Origin of the sequence: Brevibacillus massiliensis, from assembly GCF_000311785.1 — a bacterium.
Classification (GTDB): Bacteria; Bacillota; Bacilli; order Brevibacillales; family Brevibacillaceae; genus Brevibacillus_C; species Brevibacillus_C massiliensis.
Genome location: NZ_HE978546.1, coordinates 23,849 through 41,299, shown reverse-complemented (window position 1 = coordinate 41,299; position 17,451 = coordinate 23,849). Strand labels below are relative to the sequence as shown.

The following is a 17,451-nucleotide window of genomic DNA, read 5'->3' as shown; positions in this document are numbered from 1 at the left end:
GCAGCCCCGGCTTTTGCTGGGGCATCTTTGTTCAGGAGGTGAACACCCGTGAAGTGGCTGAACAGATTGGAAGAAATCATCCTGGTCATCGCGCTTTCGGCGATGGCAGTCATCGCCTTCGCCAACGTCATATCGCGTTACTTTTTGCATGCCTCGCTTTCATTTACAGAAGAATTGACAACGAATTTATTCGTCTACGCCATTTTTATCGGAGCCTCGCTGCTGGCACGGGAAAACGGACATCTTGGCTTTTCGCTGTTGACTGACCTGGTCCCCGTTCCCTTGAAAAAAACCATCCTGACCCTGGTCGCCCTGCTCACGCTGCTGTTCTTTGTCATCCTGTTGTGGTACGGAGTAGAGATGGTCATGCAGCAGGTCGAATACGGGGCAAAAACCTCCGCCTTGGGAATTCCGGAATGGATCATGGGAGTGTCGATCCCGCTGGGGGCGTTCATCTGCCTGTTTCGTTTTACCGAAGGCTTCTGGAAGGAATTCAAGCGGCTTGGGAGGGATGAGTAGTGAGTACGGAAGTATGGTTGTTCGGCTCTTTTTTTCTCCTGCTCGTCCTGAACATGCCGATCGCGATTGCACTTGGCTTGTCGGCCGTAAGCACGATGCTGATCTTCGATTTGCCGATGCAGTCGATTCCGTCCCTGTTTTACTCCTCTACGGCAAAATTCACTCTGCTGGCCATCCCGTTTTTCTTTTTGGCCGGGATTATCATGGAACGTGCCGGCATCTCGGGCCGGCTGATCAACCTGGCAAAGACGCTGACCGGCCATTACACCGGCGGACTGGCGATCGTCTCCGTGGTCTCCGCCTGTTTTTTTGCGGCGATATCCGGTTCCGGACCGGCGACGATGGCGGCAGTGGGTTCGATCCTGATTCCTGCGATGGTCAACTCCGGGTACCGCAAGGATATGGCGGCCGGCCTGCTGGCGACTGCGGGAGGCATCGGGATCATCATCCCGCCGAGCATCGCCTTTGTCGTGTACGGCGTGGTGGCAGAGGTTTCCATCGGGAAGCTGTTTATCGCCGGGATTATCCCCGGCCTCTTGGTAGGCCTCACGCTCGCGGTTACCAGCTACTTCATCGCGAAGCGGGACAAGATTCCCAAGATGCCGCGGGCGACCGGCAGGGAAATCGGCAAAGCTTTACGGGAAGCACTCTGGGGCTTGGCCGCGCCGGTGATCATCCTCGGCGGCATCTACAGCGGGGTGTTTACCCCCACGGAATCAGCCGTCGTCGCCGTTTTTTACAGCCTGTTCGTCGGGCTCTTCATCTACCGGACGATCAAGTGGAAGGACCTTAGCGGCATCCTGCTTCAATCCGGGAAAACAACCGCGATGATCATGCTGATCGTGGCTTCCGCTTCGGTGTTCGCCTGGCTGATCACCGTGGAAGGGATTGCCGAAGACGTCGCCGACAGCCTGCTTGGTCTGGTACAGAGCAAGTACGCCATGCTGTTTATGATCAATGTCATTCTGCTGCTTGCGGGGATGTTTGTCGACGCGATCTCCGCCTACTACATTTTCCTGCCGATTTTCCTGCCGATTCTGGCCGCGCTCCAGATCGATCCGGTTCATTTTGGCGTCGTGATGACGATGAATTTGGCGATCGGGCTGGTGACGCCCCCTGTGGGACTCGACTTGTACGCCGCCTGCGGCCTGGCCAAAATCAGCCTGAAGGAAATCTCCCGCGGCGTGATCCCATTTATCCTGGCTTCACTTGTCGCTTTATTTATCGTCACCTACATTCCCGCCGTCGCCCTTTGGCTGCCGGACATACTCGGCATGTGAGCGGACGAGGCTGTCTTCAGGGACAGTCTCGTTTTTTTTCTCATCCCGCTTAATCTTGTTTTGAGGCCTCCGCCTGATTGCCCTCCGCTTCTTTTCCCGCCTTTTTGGCTCGATTGCCGCGGACCTTTTTCAGATTTTGCTGCTCAAAATAAGAGCTGATCCTCGCCAGCGTAAAGGTCAGAATGACGGAGAAGACGACGACTCCGTAAAATCCCGCACCGATGCCGATCCCTACCCCGCCGGCAAAAAAGATCATTGCAGCCGACGTCAACCCTTTCACCTGCAAGCCGTCTTTGATGATGACGCCTGCTCCCAAAAAGCCCAGCCCGGTAACGATTTGGGCAGCGAGGCGCATGGGATCCATCATGGTTCCGGTATCGGGGGCAGCCAGCATTTTTGCCGTGTAGATGGAAACCAAGGTAATCAATGTGCAGGCGACCGACACGTACGTATACGTTTTCAGCCCGGCCGGTTTATTGCGAAAGGAGCGGTCCCACCCGATAAACAGCCCCAGCAAGGCACTGACCAATATCCTGATATACATTTCCAGATTCCAGAATTCTGTCACAGCCGTATTCCCTCCTATTGACATCAGGGTATTTCAATGCGCCGAAGATGGGAAATATGTTGAAAAACAAGAAGTTGTTTAATTAAAAATATTTGCAATTTTTACTCAATTAATTATATAATATTCCCAACCCACTAAAAATCAATGAAAAAAACGAAAAAACATAAAAAACATGTGGAATTAATAATGAATTAACATCCATTTAACAGACTGCCATTAGTATTTTTGTTACAGTGACACGCCAAGAGAGAGGGAGGGGCTGCCTGAGACAAATAATGAGCGGTAAAGCTCCAGATACATTTATATGGAAGAGGGGGATTGCCTGTATGAGAAAGTGGTTTCGCTTTGCCTTTACCTCGATTTTGCTGTTATCGCTCGGCATGCTGACTGCCTGCGGCGGCTCCAAGGATGCTGCCGGCGGAAGCGGCGGACAATCGAAGGAATTAACGGTCTATACGGCATTGGAAGACGACCAGTTGAAAGCGTATCTCGATTCCTTCAAAAAGTCCCACCCGGATATCAAGATCAACCTGGTCCGGGACTCCACAGGCATCATAACCGCCAAGCTCCTGGCGGAAAAAGACAACCCGCAGGCAGACCTTGTTTGGGGAACATCCGCCTCCAGCCTGCTCGTGGCAGATCACCTGGGGCTGCTGGAGCCGTACGATCCAAAAGGCATCGAACGCGTCAGCCCGGAGTTTCGGGACTCTCGAAGCCCGGCGCACTGGGTGGGAATCGATGTGTATGAGACCGCATTTGTCGTCAATACAGTCGAACTGCAGAAGCGAAATCTGCCGATTCCGCAGTCGTATGAAGATCTGATCAAGCCGGAGTACAAAGGTTTGATCGTCATGCCCAATCCTTCCTCGTCGGGAACAGGTTTTTTGACGATCAACGCCTTTTTCCAGCTGTTTGGCGAGCAGGGTGCCTGGGATTACATGGGCAAGCTGCATGAGAACATCGGGTTGTACACCCATTCCGGGTCCAAGCCGGCCAAGATGGCGGCGGTCGGCGAGTATCCGATCGGGATCACGTTTGGTTACCGCGGCGTTACCGAAAAGAAAAAAGGCGCCCCGCTGGAAGTCGTCTTCCCCAAGGAAGGCTCGGGTTGGGACCCGGAAGCCAACGGGCTGATCAAGAAAAAAGAGATGAAGCCGGAAGCAAAGCTGTTCCTGGACTGGGCGATTTCCGACGATGCGATGAAGGAGTACAACAAGAACTTCGCGATTATCACCGTGCCCGCGATAAGCGAACCGTACCCGCCGGAATACCCTGAAGATCCGCTGAAACAGTTGATCAAAAACGATCTGAACAAAGCAGCCAAGGAGCGGGAGCAATGGCTGGCCGAGTGGGATAAACGCTTTAGCACCAAGAGCGAACCGAAGAGCTGACCGCGCCGATCAAAGCAGGTTGGAGAAAGGAGGAGTTTATGGATCAGGCCTACCTCTCAATACAGGGAATCAGCAAGTCATTTGGCAAGTTTACGGCGCTGAACCAGATTGATATCGACATCCAAAAAAATGAGTTTGTCTGCTTGCTCGGTCCAAGCGGATGCGGAAAGACGACGCTGCTGCGAATCATTGCCGGGCTGGAGAGGCAAAACACGGGACGCATTCTCGTCAATGGGAAAGATATCACCGGTCTGCCCCCGGCCAAGCGAAACTTCGGCATGATGTTTCAATCCTATGCGCTGTTTCCCAATCTTACGGCGGCGCAAAACATTGCCTACGGATTGAAATCAAGGAAGCTTTCCAAAAAAGAGATAGAAGAAAAAGTGGGAGAAGTACTGGCCCTGATCGACCTGGAACACATCAAAGACAAGTATCCGGCACAGCTGTCAGGGGGGCAGCAGCAGCGAATCGCTCTGGCCAGGGCGATCGCTCTGTCGCCCGACTTCCTGCTGCTCGATGAGCCCCTGTCGGCCTTGGACGCGAAGGTTCGCTTGAAATTGCGGCGGGAGATTCGCAGCCTGCACGAAAAAATCGGAATCACGACGATCATGGTGACGCATGACCAGGATGAAGCGCTGACCATGGCCGACAAGATTGTCGTCATGAACAACGCCGAGGTCGTGCAAATCGGCGGGCCACAGGAGGTGTATGAGAGGCCGAACAGTCCGTTTGTCGCCGATTTTATCGGTTCGATCAACTTTTTTGAATCAGTTCACTTTGCCGGGTTCACGCCCGAGCGAAATGGACTTTTGGCGATCCGTCCGGAGAACGTCCACGTGTTGGAGTACGATTCCGATGTCGGCATGAAGGCAGTTGTGGAAGATATGGAATTCCGCGGCTCTTTCTACCGCCTTCTGCTGCAACTCGCCACCGAAAAAAACGAGCCGCCGGGTCAGTACATCATGATTGATATGCCCGTTCACCAGGTGCACCGGTTGAAGCTGCAGAAGCACAAGGTGCTGTCGCTCGAACTGCCGCTGGAGAGGTTGATCACCTTTGACCAGGCAGCGGACCTCAAAGTGAGCGGGGAGTGATTGCAATGATTTCGACAAGAACCGCAGTCCGCCAGCAGGCGGGCAGGGACCAGTGGATCCAGCGAATCCTGATCAGCGTCATGGTCGTCGTATTGTTTGTGAGCGTGCTGCTCCCGCTTGTCGTCCTGTATGAAAAAGTCTTCCTGGACAATGAAGGAAACTACGTCGGGCTGGCTAACCTCGCGAAGTACTTCACCACTCCAGCCCTCTTTCAGTCCTTTACCAATACGATGTTCGTCTCGGCGGTGACGACGGCCATTTCGGTGACGCTCGCTTTCCTGTACGCCTACGCCTTGACCCGGACGGCCATCCCTGGCAAAGCTTTTTTCCGCTACGCAGCCATGCTGCCGCTGTTCGCTCCGACGATGATGCACGCCATCGCCCTGCAATACCTGTTTGGCAATCAGGGGTTGGTGACCACCGGGTTATTCGGGAGTATGGCCGGATTTGACATCCACTTGTACGGGCCGGTGGGCATTATCATCTCGGAAGTGATCTACACCTTTCCCCAGGCGTTCCTGGTCTTGTCTGTGTCGCTTTCCTTTGCCGATTACAATTTGTACGAAGCGGCGGATACGCTCGGGGCGGGCAAGGTCAGGAAGTTTTTCACCGTCACGCTGCCGAACATCAAGTACGGTCTGGTGAGTGCCCTCTTTGTCTGCTTTACCCTGAGCTTTACGGACTTCGGCGCGCCGAAAGTGGTGGGCGGCCAGTACAATGTGCTCGCCACCGACGTATACAAACACGTCATCGGCCAGCAGAACATGACGATGGGAGCGACGGTCGGCTTGATCCTGATCATCCCCGCGATTCTCGCGTTCATCGTCGATCGGGTCGTCGACCGCAAACAGAGCGCATCGATCACCGCAAAGTCAACGCCCTACAAGATCGTTCGGCAAGGCTGGCGGGACTCGCTGTACCTGGCGTACTGCCTGCTGATTACGGTGTTGATTTTTGTCCTGCTGCTGACGGTTGTATTTGCCTCTCTGGTGAAGGTATGGCCGTACGACTTGACGCTTTCCCTGACACACTTTGATTTTTCCAAGGTGGCCGGAGAGGGAATGCAGCCGTTCTGGAACAGTTTGCTGGTCTCCTTTTACTCCGCTGTCATCGGAACGATCATCACCTTCGTCAATGCGTACTTAATCGAAAAAACGCGGTTTATGAAAGGGCTGCGCCAGATCGGGTACTTCCTGTCCATTTTGCCGCTTGCCCTGCCGGGGCTGGTGATCGGGCTGGCGTTTATCTTCTTCTTCAACAACCCTGACAACCCGCTCCACTGGATGTACGGCACAGTTGCCATCATCGTCCTGGCCAATGTGGTTCACTTCTACTCGGTGCCGTTTATTTCATCGACCTCGGCGCTGAAAAAGCTGGACAAGGAGTTTGAACTTGCCTCGGAATCGATGGGTGTGCCGTTTTACAAGACGTTTTTCCGGGTGACAGTGCCCATGTCACTGCCGGCCATCCTGGAAAACGCCGTCTACTTCTTCATCAATTCGATGGTGACGATCTCGGCTGTCGTTTTTTTGTACACGGCCGATTTCAAACTGGCATCGGTAACCATCGTCAACATGGATGACGCCGGGGATGTCGCACCCGCGGCTGCCATGTCCGTGCTGATCGTCTTGACCAACATCATCATTCGCATCGTCTATGAGCTGACGACGAAGGGCCTCAGGCGGCGGACGGAAGCATGGCAAAAAAGATAGGAGGGAAAGAGCGAGAAGATGATTCAAGCTGTGATTATGGATTGGGCCGGAACAGCAGTCGACTACGGATGTTTTGCCCCGCTGGACGTGTTTATCGAGGTGTTCAAAAAGCGGGGAATCGCGGTAACCCACGAGGAAGCGCGGGAACCGATGGGAATGCTGAAGCGGGATCACATGAAGGCGATGTGCAGCATGGAGCGCATCGCCAACCTCTGGCAGGAGAAGTACGGGAGGCTGCCGACGGAAAAGGACATCGACGCCCTCTACGCCGATTTCGAGCCGATGCTGTTTTCCATTTTGCGAAATTACTGTACGCCGATCCCCGGGGCGATCGAGTTGGTGGAGCGGCTCCGAAGGGACGGGCTGAAGGTCGGTTCGACCACGGGGTACACGGCCAAGATGATGTCGATCGTGACCGCTGAAGCGAAAAAACAGGGGTACGCGCCAGACCTGCTGGTGTCCCCCGACGATGTCCCGGCGGGGCGGCCGTATCCCTGGATGATCTACCAGAATGCCATGACGCTGGGCGTTTACCCGATGAAACACATCATCAAAGTCGGCGACACGCTGAGCGATATCAAGGAGGGCGTCAACGCCGGCGTCTGGACCGTGGGGGTCATCAAGGGCAGCAGCGAGCTGGGGATGAGCGAACGAGAGGTGAAGGAATGCGACCCGGATGTCCTGGCTGACAAAATGGATGCCGTGGCCAGGCGCTTTAAAGCTGCCGGAGCCGATTACGTGATCGAGACGATCGGCGAGCTGGACCAGTTGATTCCGAAGATGAATCTTCGACTAACCCAAAAGGAGAGATGACTTGTGGAAGCGACTCGCTTGCAAGGAGAAAGACCGGTGGATCCAAGCCTTCTTCCCGACAATCCGTACCTGCTGCTGACTCCGGGGCCGCTCAGCACCACCAAAGGCGTCAAGGCCGCAATGCTGCGGGATTGGTGCACCTGGGATGACGACTACAACGGACTGGTGCAGGACATTCGCAGGCGGCTCGTCGCCCTGTCCGGTGAACAAACAGCCGGCTATACTGCCGTACTAATGCAGGGAAGCGGCACCTTTTCGGTCGAATCCGTGATCGGGACGGTTGTTCCGGCTGACGGCAAGCTGGCGGTGCTGACCAATGGAGCCTACGGCAACCGGATCGCACAGATCGCGCGGGTGCTGCAGATCGATGGCGAAGTGATCGATTTTGGCGAAGTGGCGCAGGTACAGGCGGAACCGTTGGAACGACTGCTCCAAAGCGATCCGGCGATTACGCATGTCGTCGTCGTTCACTGCGAGACGACGACTGGAATGCTCAACCCCATCGCGGAAGTGGGCAAAGTGGCGAAAGCGTACGGCAAGACCTTCATCGTCGATGCCATGAGCAGCTTTGGCGGAGTGGAGATCGACATGGCTGCCCTGCAAATCGACTTTTTGATCAGCAGCACCAACAAGTGCATCCAGGGTGTCCCCGGTTTCGGTTTTATCCTGGCCAAGGAAGACGAATTGCAAAAATGCAAAGGCCGCGCCCGCTCGCTCTCGCTCGACCTGTACGACCAATGGGCGACGATGGAGCAGTATAACGGCAAGTGGCGCTACACCTCGCCTACTCACGTCGTCCGCGCCTTCTACCAGGCTTTGCTGGAATTAGAAGAGGAAGGCGGAGTAGAGAAGCGCTCGCAGCGCTACAGGGAAAACCAGCGGACACTGGCCCGCGGGATGGAACAAATCGGTTTTCAGCCGCTCTTGCCAAGGGAATACCAATCGCCGATCATCACTTCGTTTTACTACCCCGACAGCCGCGCATTTACTTTCGGCGAGTTTTACAACCGGTTGAAACGGGAGGGATTTGTCATCTACCCGGGAAAAATATCGGCCGCTGAAACCTTCCGAGTGGGCAATATTGGCGATATCCACCCGGCAGACATGATCCGGCTGGTCCAGGCAATCGAACGAAACATCTTCTGGTAACTATTTTTTTGCAGCCGATCAAAACAAAAAACAATGAAAGAAATGTATAAACAGTGGGTTGCATAAGGTTTTCTTGCCTTTACACTGATGATTCAGGGAGGAAGCGGAGAGATGAAGGTATTTTGTTTAGGCGGTGCCGGCAGCATCTGCCGGGAAGCGGTGCTCGACCTGGTTCAGCACTCCCGATTTGAACGGATTACCATCGGCGATTTTAATGAAGAAGAAGGGATGAAGGTTGTCCAATGGTTGAATGATCCGCGGGTGGATTTCGTGAAGGTGGACGTGAAGGATCACGAAGCCACGGTCAGCCGGATGCGGGGCTACGATATCGTCATGGACGGCACGACGATCACGCTGAACGGGCTTTCTACGGCATGCATCGCCGAGGCTGGCTGCCACGGGGTCAACCTGAACGGCTTTGGCGAAGAGTGGGCGGCAGACGAGGTATTTAAACGCAACGGCAAAACATGTCTGCCAGGGTTTGGCATGACGCCCGGGGTGACGCAAATGATGGCGATGCATGCCGCCAATCAACTGGACACGGTCGACACGGTGAGGGTGAGCCATGGTTCTTACCGGCCGATCGCCTTTTCCAAGTCGATCGCCGAGACGACCACCTATGAGTACGATCCCGAGCTCCCGGGCCGGGTCGTCTACGAAAACGGCCGGTTCGTTCAGGTGCCGCCATTTGCCAGGCCGCGAGAAATCCAGCTCCCCGAGCCGTATGGAAAGACGGTCCAGTACATCATTCCCCACGCCGAGACCGTGACGCTGGCGAAGGCGCTCGCCGGCAAGGGCGTGAAGCTGATCGAGACGCGCGGGACCTGGCCGCCGGCCAACATGCAGCTGGTGAAGGCGCTGTACGATTACGGCTTTATGCGCAACGACAAAATTCGGGTAGGCGGGCAGGAAGTCGGGATTCTTGATTGCATTGCCCAGTATCTTTATAATTCAAAAGAGGGCAAGGAGACAGGGCTGTACGGCTATTCACTGCATGTGGAAGTGACAGGAGAGCGGGATGGACGAAAGATGCAGCATACCCTGACGCACACCCATCCGGCTTCGGACGGTTCTGTCCCGGGCTGGGCCGGACTTAGGGCATATACGCGCAACGTGGGAATCCCGTTTGCGATCGCCACACAGCTCATCGCCGCCGGAGCGGTTCAGGCGACAGGGGTGATCAATCCCGAAGAGGCTTTCGAACCGTCGGATATCTTTGCGGAACTGGAGAAGCGGGGCATTTTCGTTCACGAAGAGATCACATGCCTTGAATAACCCGGAGAATCACAGCGCTTGCCGCAGGAGGGGTATGCCATGTCATTGATTGGAGAAGAGCGGAAAGAAATCATCCTCGATATGCTGAACCTCGCCGGCAAAGTGAGGACGAATGAACTTACCCAACGGCTGCAAGTCTCTTCCGAAACGATCAGAAGGTACCTGGAAGAGCTGGAAAATGAACAGAAATTGAAAAGGGTGTACGGCGGAGCCATCAAAATCACCCATGACCGGGAAGAACCGACCCATCTCAAGCGGGAGATTACCCGCGCCGAGGAGAAGAAAAGGATCGGCAGAGCGGCGGCCAACCTGGTTCAGGATAATGATGTCATCGTCATCGACGACGGGACGACAACCTTGCACATGATCGAATACCTGGTCAACAAGATCAATCTGACAGTGATTACCTGTTCGGTGCCGGTCTTATCCCTGCTGATGGATTACCAGAACAAGGGACTCTTCTCCGGAGAGATTTACTTTGTCGGAGGCAAGGTGCAGTCCAAGTATTTCCGCGTCGCAGGTTCGCTGGCGGAAAAGATGGTGTCGGGCTTTTACATGGATAAAGCGTTCATCGCGGCAGACGGCATCTTGATGCGCAAAGGGATTACCAGCTATAACCTGGAGCGGTCGCTGCTCGTCCAGAAGTATATCGAAAATGCGAATGTCAGCATCGTCCTGGCCGACCAGTCAAAAATCGGCATCCATACGCCGTACAAGATTGCCGATATGAAAGACATTGACATGATCATCAGCGACGAAGCGCCGCCGAGGGAGTGGACGGCGGAGCTGGAGGCAAAAGACATCAACTGGATCGTGGCGGATTGAGCAAGGCCGCCTGTTCGCCTGCGTGATGGGCCCAAGGCTCCGCCGCCGGACTCTGGCGGAGCCGAGCCGTACTTTCTAGGATTCTCCTCTTTCAGATGATAAATTTAGATAATTCACAATCGTATGAATATAAAGTAAAATAGATGTCATAGAGTGCCTTGAAAAGAGGTGGTATAGGTGACAGAAAGACCGATACGGGCAGTTCCGCTGGCGACGCGAATGATTCCCAATGTGGATGCCGGGCTGGCAGAAAAGCTGAATCTGCCCCGGCATATCCGCAGCCTGGGACTTTTGACTTCTTCGATTGACGACGTGGGGTATACGGCGCTGGATGAGGCGACCAAGAAAGCGGCGGTGGAAGTGGTGTATGCCAAGTCGTTTTACGCTGGAGCGGCCCACGCCTCGGGGCCGTTGTCAGGAGAATTTATCGGGATCATCGGGGGTGCGACCCCGTCTGAAGTGATCAGCGGGATGGATGCCGCCATTGACTTGATGGAGCGAGGGGCCTGTTTTTACGCGCTGGACGCTGAAGGGACCCATGCGTACTACGCCCACGTCATTTCCCGCACCGGCTCTTACCTTTCCCGGCTGGCCGGGATTCCCGAGGGAGAACCCTTGGCCTACCTGATCGCACCTCCGCTGGAGGCCGTCTACGGCTTGGATGCCGCGCTGAAGGCAGCCGATGTGACCATCCGGCAGTTTTACGGTCCGCCGACGGAGACGAATTTTGGCGGCGGGCTTTTGACCGGCAGCCAATCGGCCTGTACGGCGGCTGCGCAAGCTTTTGCCGAGGCCGTCAGAGGCATTGCCCGGCAGCCGCTAAAACGCTGAGAGGGGGAACCAGGCCGTGAACCATGGCGATGCGTTGGGAATGATCGAAACCTGGGGGTTTCCGGCACTTGTGGCCGCAGCCGATGCGGCAGCCAAAGCTGCAGATGTCAGAATTGTCACATATCAAGGGGCGGACGCGGGGATTGTGACGATCTACATTATCGGTGACGTCGCCTCTGTCCAATCGGCGGTGGCCGTAGGCGAAGCGGAAGCGAGAAGAGTCGGGCAATTGCGCAGTTCACATGTAATTGCCCGGCCGGACGGCAGCGTTCCGCAAATGATCCGGGGAATCGTGGAGAAGAAGGAGAAAAAGCAGGCGGCCAAACAGGCGAAAGCCGAAAAAGCCCCGGGCGGGAAAAAGGAACCGGCCGAACATCAGCCCGAAGAAGAGCAGAAGAGAGGTGACGATCAATCGTGATGATCGATACTGATTTGGCCTCCGTTCAGGAGGTGAGGGACTGCCTCGCGCTGGCAAAGACGGCGCAAAAGGTTCTGCAGCAAATGACGCAGGGCCAGATCGACCAAATCGTGCAAAGCATGGCGAACGCAGCCAGAGAGGAAGCAAAGCGGTTGGCAGTCATGGCTGTAGAAGAGACCGGCTTCGGCAAAGTGGCCGACAAGCTGACGAAAAATCTGTTTGCGGCAAACGATATTTACCATGCGATCAAAGCGAGGAAGACGGTCGGAATCATTTCGCGGGACGAAGCCAACCGGGTGTGGGAAGTGGCCCAACCGGTGGGGATTGTCGCCGGCATCGTCCCCTCGACCAACCCGACCTCCACCACGATTTTTAAAGCGCTGATCGCCGTGAAGGCGGGAAACGCGATCGTCTTCAGCCCCCATCCGGCGGCAGCGAAGTGCACCTTGGAAACGGCGCGGCTGATGCAGACGGCGGCAGAGCGCGCCGGTGCGCCGGCCGGTTTGATATCCTGTATCGCGCAGCCGACGATGGCCGCCGTACAGGAACTGATGACGCATAAATTAACCGATGTGATCCTGGCGACAGGCGGCACGGCGATGGTCAAGGCGGCCTACAGCTCAGGCAAACCGGCATTCGGCGTCGGCCCGGGAAACGTGCCGGTCTACCTGCACGAGAGCGCCGATCTGCCAACGGCGGTGCGGCACATCGTCGCGAGCAAGACGTTTGACAACGGGACGATCTGTTCATCCGAGCAGGCGATTGTCGTCGACCAGTCCATCAAGCGAAAAGTCGTCGCCGAGTTAAAGCGGCAGGGAGCCTACTTCCTCGATGACCACGAAAGAAAGAAAGTAGCTGCGGTCATCATGGCGGGTGGAGGACTAAACGTCCAGATCGTCGGCAAATCCCCGCAGGCGATCGCGGAGATGGCAGGCATTCTCGTACCTGATGACGCGAGGCTGCTGATCGCCGAGGAGACGGACATTGGCAAAGCCTACCCCTTTTCCATCGAAAAACTGTCGCCGATCCTCGCTCTGTACACGGCGAAGGATTGGCAAGAGGCGAGCGATATCTGCCACAGGCTGCTGGAACTGGGGGGATTGGGGCATACCCTCGGGATCCACTGCCAGGATCTGCAGGTGGTGGAGGCGTTCTGCATCGACAAGCCGGCTTCGCGGATCATCGTCAACTCGGGAACGACATTTGGCGCGATCGGCGCGACGACGGGGATTCAGCCTTCGATGACGCTCGGCTGCGGCTCCTTCGGAAACAACATTACCTCGGACAATATCGGCCCCGAGCATCTGTTTAATGTCAAACGGGTAGCCTTTGGCATTCGCGAGATGAAACAGGAGGAGGTGGTCCCCGAGGCAAAAGCGCAGCCAACTTCGGCGGCAGGCCAGCTGACCGTCAGCAGGGAAGAAGTCATGGAAATCATCAAAAGCGTATTGGCGGAAATGAAGCTGTAACAGGGTACCCTGTGAACAAAATGGATTGAAGGAGGCATATCATATGGCAGGCGAAATGGGAGCTTTGGGAATGGTGGAAACGAAAGGTTTGGTCGGAGCGGTAGAGGCGGCGGACGCCATGGTAAAAGCGGCAAACGTGAAGCTGATCGGCAAGGTGCATGTCGGCGGCGGGCTGGTTACCGTGATGGTCCGCGGAGATGTCGGCGCGGTCAAGGCATCCACCGATGCGGGCGCCGCCGCTGCGGAAAAGGTGGGGGAACTCGTCTCGGTACACGTCATACCGCGTCCTCATTCCGATATCGAATTGATCCTTCCCAAATTGGAAGGATAAGTGCGTAGCATATGGCCTTGATTACAGAGACAACACTTAGGGCCATGCTCAGAACAGGGATTCCCAATCCCTATCCCATTCATGAGGACGATAAAATTACCCCGGCGGCCATTGACTTTTTAAAGGGGAGGGGGATCCAATTGAAACCTTTAAAAGTGTCTGAATCAAATGAAGAATCTGATTCTTTAGGGGCGGAGCTGGTCGTTCCCGTAGGGGTGTCGAATCGGCATGTTCACCTGTCCCCCGAGGATGTGGAGGCGCTCTTTGGAACCGGCTATGCGCTTACGCGCCTGCGCAATTTGTCGCAGCCGGGCCAGTTTGCCGCGCAAGAGCAGGTGACGCTGCTCGGCCCCCAAGGACTGATTCACGGCGTGAGAATTCTCGGCCCGGCCAGGGGGGCAAGCCAGGTGGAGATATCCCGGACGGACGGGTTTCGCTTAGGGATTCACCCGCCTGTCCGGTTGTCGGGGTTGATCGAAGGGACGCCGGGAATTACCCTGATCGGCCCAAAGGGTTGTGTCGTGCTGCAGCAAGGAGTGATCGTAGCCAAGTGCCACGTCCACATGTCTCCGGATGACGCCGCGGCCTTTGGCGTTGCGAATGGAGACAGCTTGATCCTGGAGACAGCAGGCGAGCGCCCGATCATTTTCCCGGAGGTGGCTGTTCGCGTCAGCCCGCACTTCGTCCTGGACTTTCATATCGACCTGGACGAGGCGAATGCGGCCAACCTGAAAACAGGTGACAAAGTCTGGGTGACCGGCAAGAACGGCAAGCTCCTGTCCGGGCTCCGGAGGTGAGGAGCATGGACGTCAGAGAAATTGTCGAGTCGATCACGCGGGAAATCTTGCAAGCGATGAAAGGGGAACAGGCAGCCAGACCAAAAGTTTTGTTCATCTTTTGTGACAGCACAGCCCAGGAAGCCTTCACCGATCAGTTCATTAAACTGAAAAATCATGGAATTTTCCACGATATCCTGTTTTTGGATGGAGAAACCTCGTCGTGGCTGGGCATGCACCGGATCGAATGCGGCGGAGCGGGGAAGATCATCGCTGCGGACGAGTACGCCCCTGCCCCGCTGGAGGTGCCGAAAGAATACGATGCCATCGTCATGCCGGAGATCGATCTGGACAACGCCGCCAGAGTAGCGGCCGGGATGAAGGGGTCGATCAAGGCGGAGCTGATCTTTTCCGCATTGGTCCTGGCGAAACCCGTCATCATTGGCGAAGACGTTCCCGGCTTGAAGCGCTCCGACCGGCGCTGCCTGCAGACGTTAACCCTTCCGGTTCCCTACCAAAGACTGTTCGAGCGGCATCGCAGCGAGATGAAGGAACTGGGGATCCACTTTGCGCCGCAAAAAGACCTGGCTGACCTTGTGATCCAAAAACTTGTCCCGGCGGAGCAGCTAAGCGGCCAGACTCCGCTGTTTCCAGGCAAATTGCTGACGGCGGACTGGGTGAAAGCCCGCGCCGGGGATCTCGGCAAGACAATCGTCTTGCAGCCGGGCTGCATCGTTTCCCCTTTGGCTTATGACGTCTTGAAAGAGAAAGGCATTTCCGTCCACTACCTCGGAAAAGGGTGAACAGGATGTTTTTAGGAAAGGTCATCGGCAGTGTGTGGTCGACCCAGAAAGAAGCGGGCATGGAAAACTTGAAACTCCTGATCGTCCAGCCGATCGATTGGAAGGAGACAGAAGGCGGGCAGACCGTCATCGCCGCCGATCGGATCGGCGCCGGCGTTGGCGAGCGGGTGATTGTCTCCCGCGGTTCGGTGGCCCGCAGCCTGTTCCAGGAGAAAAACGTCCCGGTGGACGCCGTCATCGTCGGGATCGTCGATTCGTTTGAGATATCGCAGGATGAGTAGAAGAGAAACGCTTTGGATGGCCTGAGGAATGTTCCTTGTGAACGTTCCTCGGGCCATTTTTTCATGGACAGCCTGCCCGGGCAGATTCGACCGTTTTGCCGAATATCCATCGTCTCCCAGGAATAAAAATGGTACAAAACGTTCATGACCGTTTTAGCACAGGCAGCAATCGCAGGGGGTGATGACTTGAAACGGAGTCTGCGCAGTTTTGGCACCGGGATGATGTTCGTCGGCCCGTCCCTGTTCTTGATGATCGTGTTTGTCTTTTACCCTATTTTGAAAACGATTTATTTCAGCCTGTATCTGACAGACCCCCGCGGCGTCCCCGTCCAGTTCGTCGGTGCGGAAAACTACGTCCAGCTGCTGGCATCCGACAGCTTCCGGCTGAGCATGAAGTCCACCTTTTTGTTCGTCCTCTACACGGTGCCGACAAGCATCCTGCTTGCGCTGTTTTTGGCCGTGTTGGCCAACGAACGGGTGAGGGGGGTGGAATTTTTTCGGATCATTTTTTCTTCCTCGCTCGGTGTCTCTGTCGCTGCCGGCTCCACGATCTGGCTCTTCCTCTTTCATCCGAGCATCGGGCTGTTCAATCACATCTTGAAGACGCTGGGCACAGCTCCGATTCAGTGGCTCACCAGTCCCGACTGGGCGCTTGTCTCGATCGCTCTGACCACCGTCTGGATGAGCGTGGGCTTTAATTTCATCGTGCTGCTCGGAGGGCTGCAAAATATCTCGGAAGAACTGTACGAAAGCGCCAAAATCGACGGAGCCGGGTACTGGGTCAACCTGTTTCGGATCACGCTGCCGCTTTTGTCTCCCACCCTGTTTTTTGTCACCGTCGTCACCGTTATCCATTCGTTTCAATCCTTCGGCCAAATCGACATCCTGACCAAAGGAGGCCCCGCGGAATCGACCAATCTGATCGTGTACTCGATCTACCGGGACGCGTTTATCAACTACAAATTCGGGACGGCCAGCGCCCAAGCGATGATCCTGTTCGTGATCATCCTGATCGCGACGTACGTGCAGTTCAAGGTCGGGGAAAAGAGGGTGCACTATCAGTAATGGTGAAAAACGCGATTCTTACCTGTCTGCTCGGTCTGTCGGCGCTGATCCTCTTCTTTCCGATCCTCTATGCCGTCTCTGCCAGTCTGATGAGCACGGAGGAGCTGTACGGCGGCAAGCTCATCCCCAGCCAATTTTTGCTGGAAAACTACGAAGCGGCCCTGCAAAGTGTCCCCCTGCTCAAGTTTTTGCTGAACAGCCTGATCGTCTCGACGACGGTGATGGTCGGTCAAATCGCCGTCAGCAGTCTGGCCGCCTATGCCTTCGTCTATATTCCGTTTAAAGGAAGGACATTGATTTTTTACCTGTTCATTTCGACGATGATGATTCCCTGGGAAGCGACCATGATCCCCAATTACCTGACGATCCTGCACCTGAACTGGATCAATACCTACCAAGGTCTGTCCGTCCCGTTTTTTGCGCTCGCCTTTGGCACCTTTCTGCTGCGCCAGCACTTCCTGACGATCCCCAAAGAGCTGCGCGAGGCTGCGGAGCTGGAAGGATGCGGCCACCTGCGGTTCCTGCTCTCCTTTGTGCTGCCGCTGTCCAAGCCGATGCTGGCGGCGCTGGGGGTGTACGGCTTTCTCACGACCTGGAACATGTACTTGTGGCCGCTGCTCGCAACCACCAACAAGAGCGTGCGGACCGTGCAAATCGGGTTGAAGATGATGCAGTCCCAGGAGAATTCAACCAATTGGCCGGTGGTCATGGCAGGGGTCGTGATCGTCCTGCTGCCGACGCTGATATTCCTGTTCGTCGGGCTGAAACAGCTGAAAAAAGGGTTGATGTCCGGTGCTTTAAAAGGATGAATGAACCCGGCTGCATCGCGGTGAACGGGATCAAAACCAAAC

The 17,451-nt window shown here is 55.7% G+C and carries 19 protein-coding genes; 18 read left to right on the top strand and 1 reads right to left on the bottom strand.

Features of this window, described 5'->3' with window-relative positions; all coding sequences use genetic code 11:
- Nucleotides 1-48: 48 nt before the first annotated feature.
- Both HGBM_RS20595 and HGBM_RS20590 read left to right on the top strand, forming a co-directional pair.
- A complete protein-coding gene (locus HGBM_RS20595) occupies nucleotides 49-519 on the top strand; it encodes a TRAP transporter small permease (protein WP_019122978.1) in 471 nt (156 codons plus the stop codon).
- Nucleotides 519-1,799 carry a TRAP transporter large permease gene (locus tag HGBM_RS20590; RefSeq protein ID WP_019122977.1) on the top strand — a complete coding sequence of 427 codons (1,281 nt, stop codon included), beginning with the start codon at nucleotides 519-521 and terminating at the stop codon, nucleotides 1,797-1,799. Before HGBM_RS20595 ends, HGBM_RS20590 begins: the two co-directional genes overlap by 1 nt.
- Before the next feature lie 49 nt (nucleotides 1,800-1,848).
- Here the strand turns inward: HGBM_RS20590 and HGBM_RS20585 are convergent, their stop codons facing one another.
- Nucleotides 1,849-2,391: an MgtC/SapB family protein gene (locus HGBM_RS20585; protein ID WP_051029755.1), complete on the bottom strand. Its 543-nt coding sequence runs from the start codon at nucleotides 2,389-2,391 to the stop codon at nucleotides 1,849-1,851.
- Nucleotides 2,392-2,693: 302 nt separating this feature from the next.
- On the opposite strand from HGBM_RS20585, the gene HGBM_RS20580 reads away from it, so the two are divergent.
- From HGBM_RS20580 to HGBM_RS20505, 16 genes are all read left to right on the top strand, one after another.
- On the top strand, nucleotides 2,694-3,758 hold the full coding sequence (locus tag HGBM_RS20580; protein WP_019122975.1) for a putative 2-aminoethylphosphonate ABC transporter substrate-binding protein: 1,065 nt from the start codon (nucleotides 2,694-2,696) through the stop codon (nucleotides 3,756-3,758).
- A gap of 38 nt (nucleotides 3,759-3,796) precedes the next feature.
- A complete protein-coding gene (locus HGBM_RS20575) occupies nucleotides 3,797-4,852 on the top strand; it encodes a putative 2-aminoethylphosphonate ABC transporter ATP-binding protein (RefSeq protein ID WP_019122974.1) in 1,056 nt (351 codons plus the stop codon).
- A gap of 5 nt (nucleotides 4,853-4,857) precedes the next feature.
- The gene (locus tag HGBM_RS30050) at nucleotides 4,858-6,564 is read left to right on the top strand and encodes a putative 2-aminoethylphosphonate ABC transporter permease subunit (RefSeq protein WP_019122973.1); all 1,707 of its coding nucleotides are present in this window, start codon (nucleotides 4,858-4,860) and stop codon (nucleotides 6,562-6,564) included.
- An 18-nt stretch (nucleotides 6,565-6,582) separates the two neighbouring features.
- Entirely contained in the window at nucleotides 6,583-7,377 is a 795-nt protein-coding gene (gene phnX, locus HGBM_RS30500; RefSeq protein ID WP_019122972.1) for a phosphonoacetaldehyde hydrolase, read from the top strand.
- 36 nt (nucleotides 7,378-7,413) lie between these two features.
- Nucleotides 7,414-8,526: a 2-aminoethylphosphonate--pyruvate transaminase gene (gene phnW, locus HGBM_RS30495; protein ID WP_026074559.1), complete on the top strand. Its 1,113-nt coding sequence runs from the start codon at nucleotides 7,414-7,416 to the stop codon at nucleotides 8,524-8,526.
- Nucleotides 8,527-8,637: 111 nt separating this feature from the next.
- The gene (locus HGBM_RS20555) at nucleotides 8,638-9,801 is read left to right on the top strand and encodes a saccharopine dehydrogenase family protein (protein ID WP_019122970.1); all 1,164 of its coding nucleotides are present in this window, start codon (nucleotides 8,638-8,640) and stop codon (nucleotides 9,799-9,801) included.
- 39 nt (nucleotides 9,802-9,840) lie between these two features.
- Complete coding sequence (locus tag HGBM_RS20550; RefSeq protein WP_019122969.1) at nucleotides 9,841-10,626, top strand: DeoR/GlpR family DNA-binding transcription regulator; 786 nt, start codon at nucleotides 9,841-9,843, stop codon at nucleotides 10,624-10,626.
- Nucleotides 10,627-10,803: 177 nt separating this feature from the next.
- Nucleotides 10,804-11,457, top strand: coding sequence for an ethanolamine utilization microcompartment protein EutL (eutL, locus tag HGBM_RS20545; RefSeq protein ID WP_019122968.1), 654 nt, complete (start codon nucleotides 10,804-10,806; stop codon nucleotides 11,455-11,457).
- A gap of 16 nt (nucleotides 11,458-11,473) precedes the next feature.
- Entirely contained in the window at nucleotides 11,474-11,875 is a 402-nt protein-coding gene (locus HGBM_RS20540) for a BMC domain-containing protein (protein ID WP_019122967.1), read from the top strand.
- Complete coding sequence (locus tag HGBM_RS28130) at nucleotides 11,872-13,344, top strand: acetaldehyde dehydrogenase (acetylating) (protein WP_019122966.1); 1,473 nt, start codon at nucleotides 11,872-11,874, stop codon at nucleotides 13,342-13,344. The genes HGBM_RS20540 and HGBM_RS28130 overlap by 4 nt, the downstream gene beginning before the upstream one ends.
- Before the next feature lie 43 nt (nucleotides 13,345-13,387).
- Nucleotides 13,388-13,675, top strand: a complete 288-nt coding sequence (locus HGBM_RS20530; protein WP_019122965.1) for a BMC domain-containing protein — start codon at nucleotides 13,388-13,390, stop codon at nucleotides 13,673-13,675.
- Nucleotides 13,676-13,686: 11 nt separating this feature from the next.
- A complete protein-coding gene (gene pduL / locus HGBM_RS20525; RefSeq protein ID WP_019122964.1) occupies nucleotides 13,687-14,472 on the top strand; it encodes a phosphate propanoyltransferase in 786 nt (261 codons plus the stop codon).
- A 5-nt stretch (nucleotides 14,473-14,477) separates the two neighbouring features.
- Nucleotides 14,478-15,254 carry a hypothetical protein gene (locus tag HGBM_RS20520; protein ID WP_019122963.1) on the top strand — a complete coding sequence of 259 codons (777 nt, stop codon included), beginning with the start codon at nucleotides 14,478-14,480 and terminating at the stop codon, nucleotides 15,252-15,254.
- 5 nt (nucleotides 15,255-15,259) lie between these two features.
- Nucleotides 15,260-15,535 (top strand): EutN/CcmL family microcompartment protein, encoded by a 276-nt coding sequence (locus HGBM_RS20515; RefSeq protein ID WP_019122962.1) that lies wholly within the window; start codon nucleotides 15,260-15,262, stop codon nucleotides 15,533-15,535.
- A gap of 144 nt (nucleotides 15,536-15,679) precedes the next feature.
- Nucleotides 15,680-16,600, top strand: a complete 921-nt coding sequence (locus HGBM_RS20510) for a carbohydrate ABC transporter permease (RefSeq protein ID WP_051029753.1) — start codon at nucleotides 15,680-15,682, stop codon at nucleotides 16,598-16,600.
- The gene (locus HGBM_RS20505) at nucleotides 16,600-17,409 is read left to right on the top strand and encodes a carbohydrate ABC transporter permease (RefSeq protein WP_019122960.1); all 810 of its coding nucleotides are present in this window, start codon (nucleotides 16,600-16,602) and stop codon (nucleotides 17,407-17,409) included. Before HGBM_RS20510 ends, HGBM_RS20505 begins: the two co-directional genes overlap by 1 nt.
- The last annotated feature ends 42 nt before the right edge of the window (nucleotides 17,410-17,451 follow it).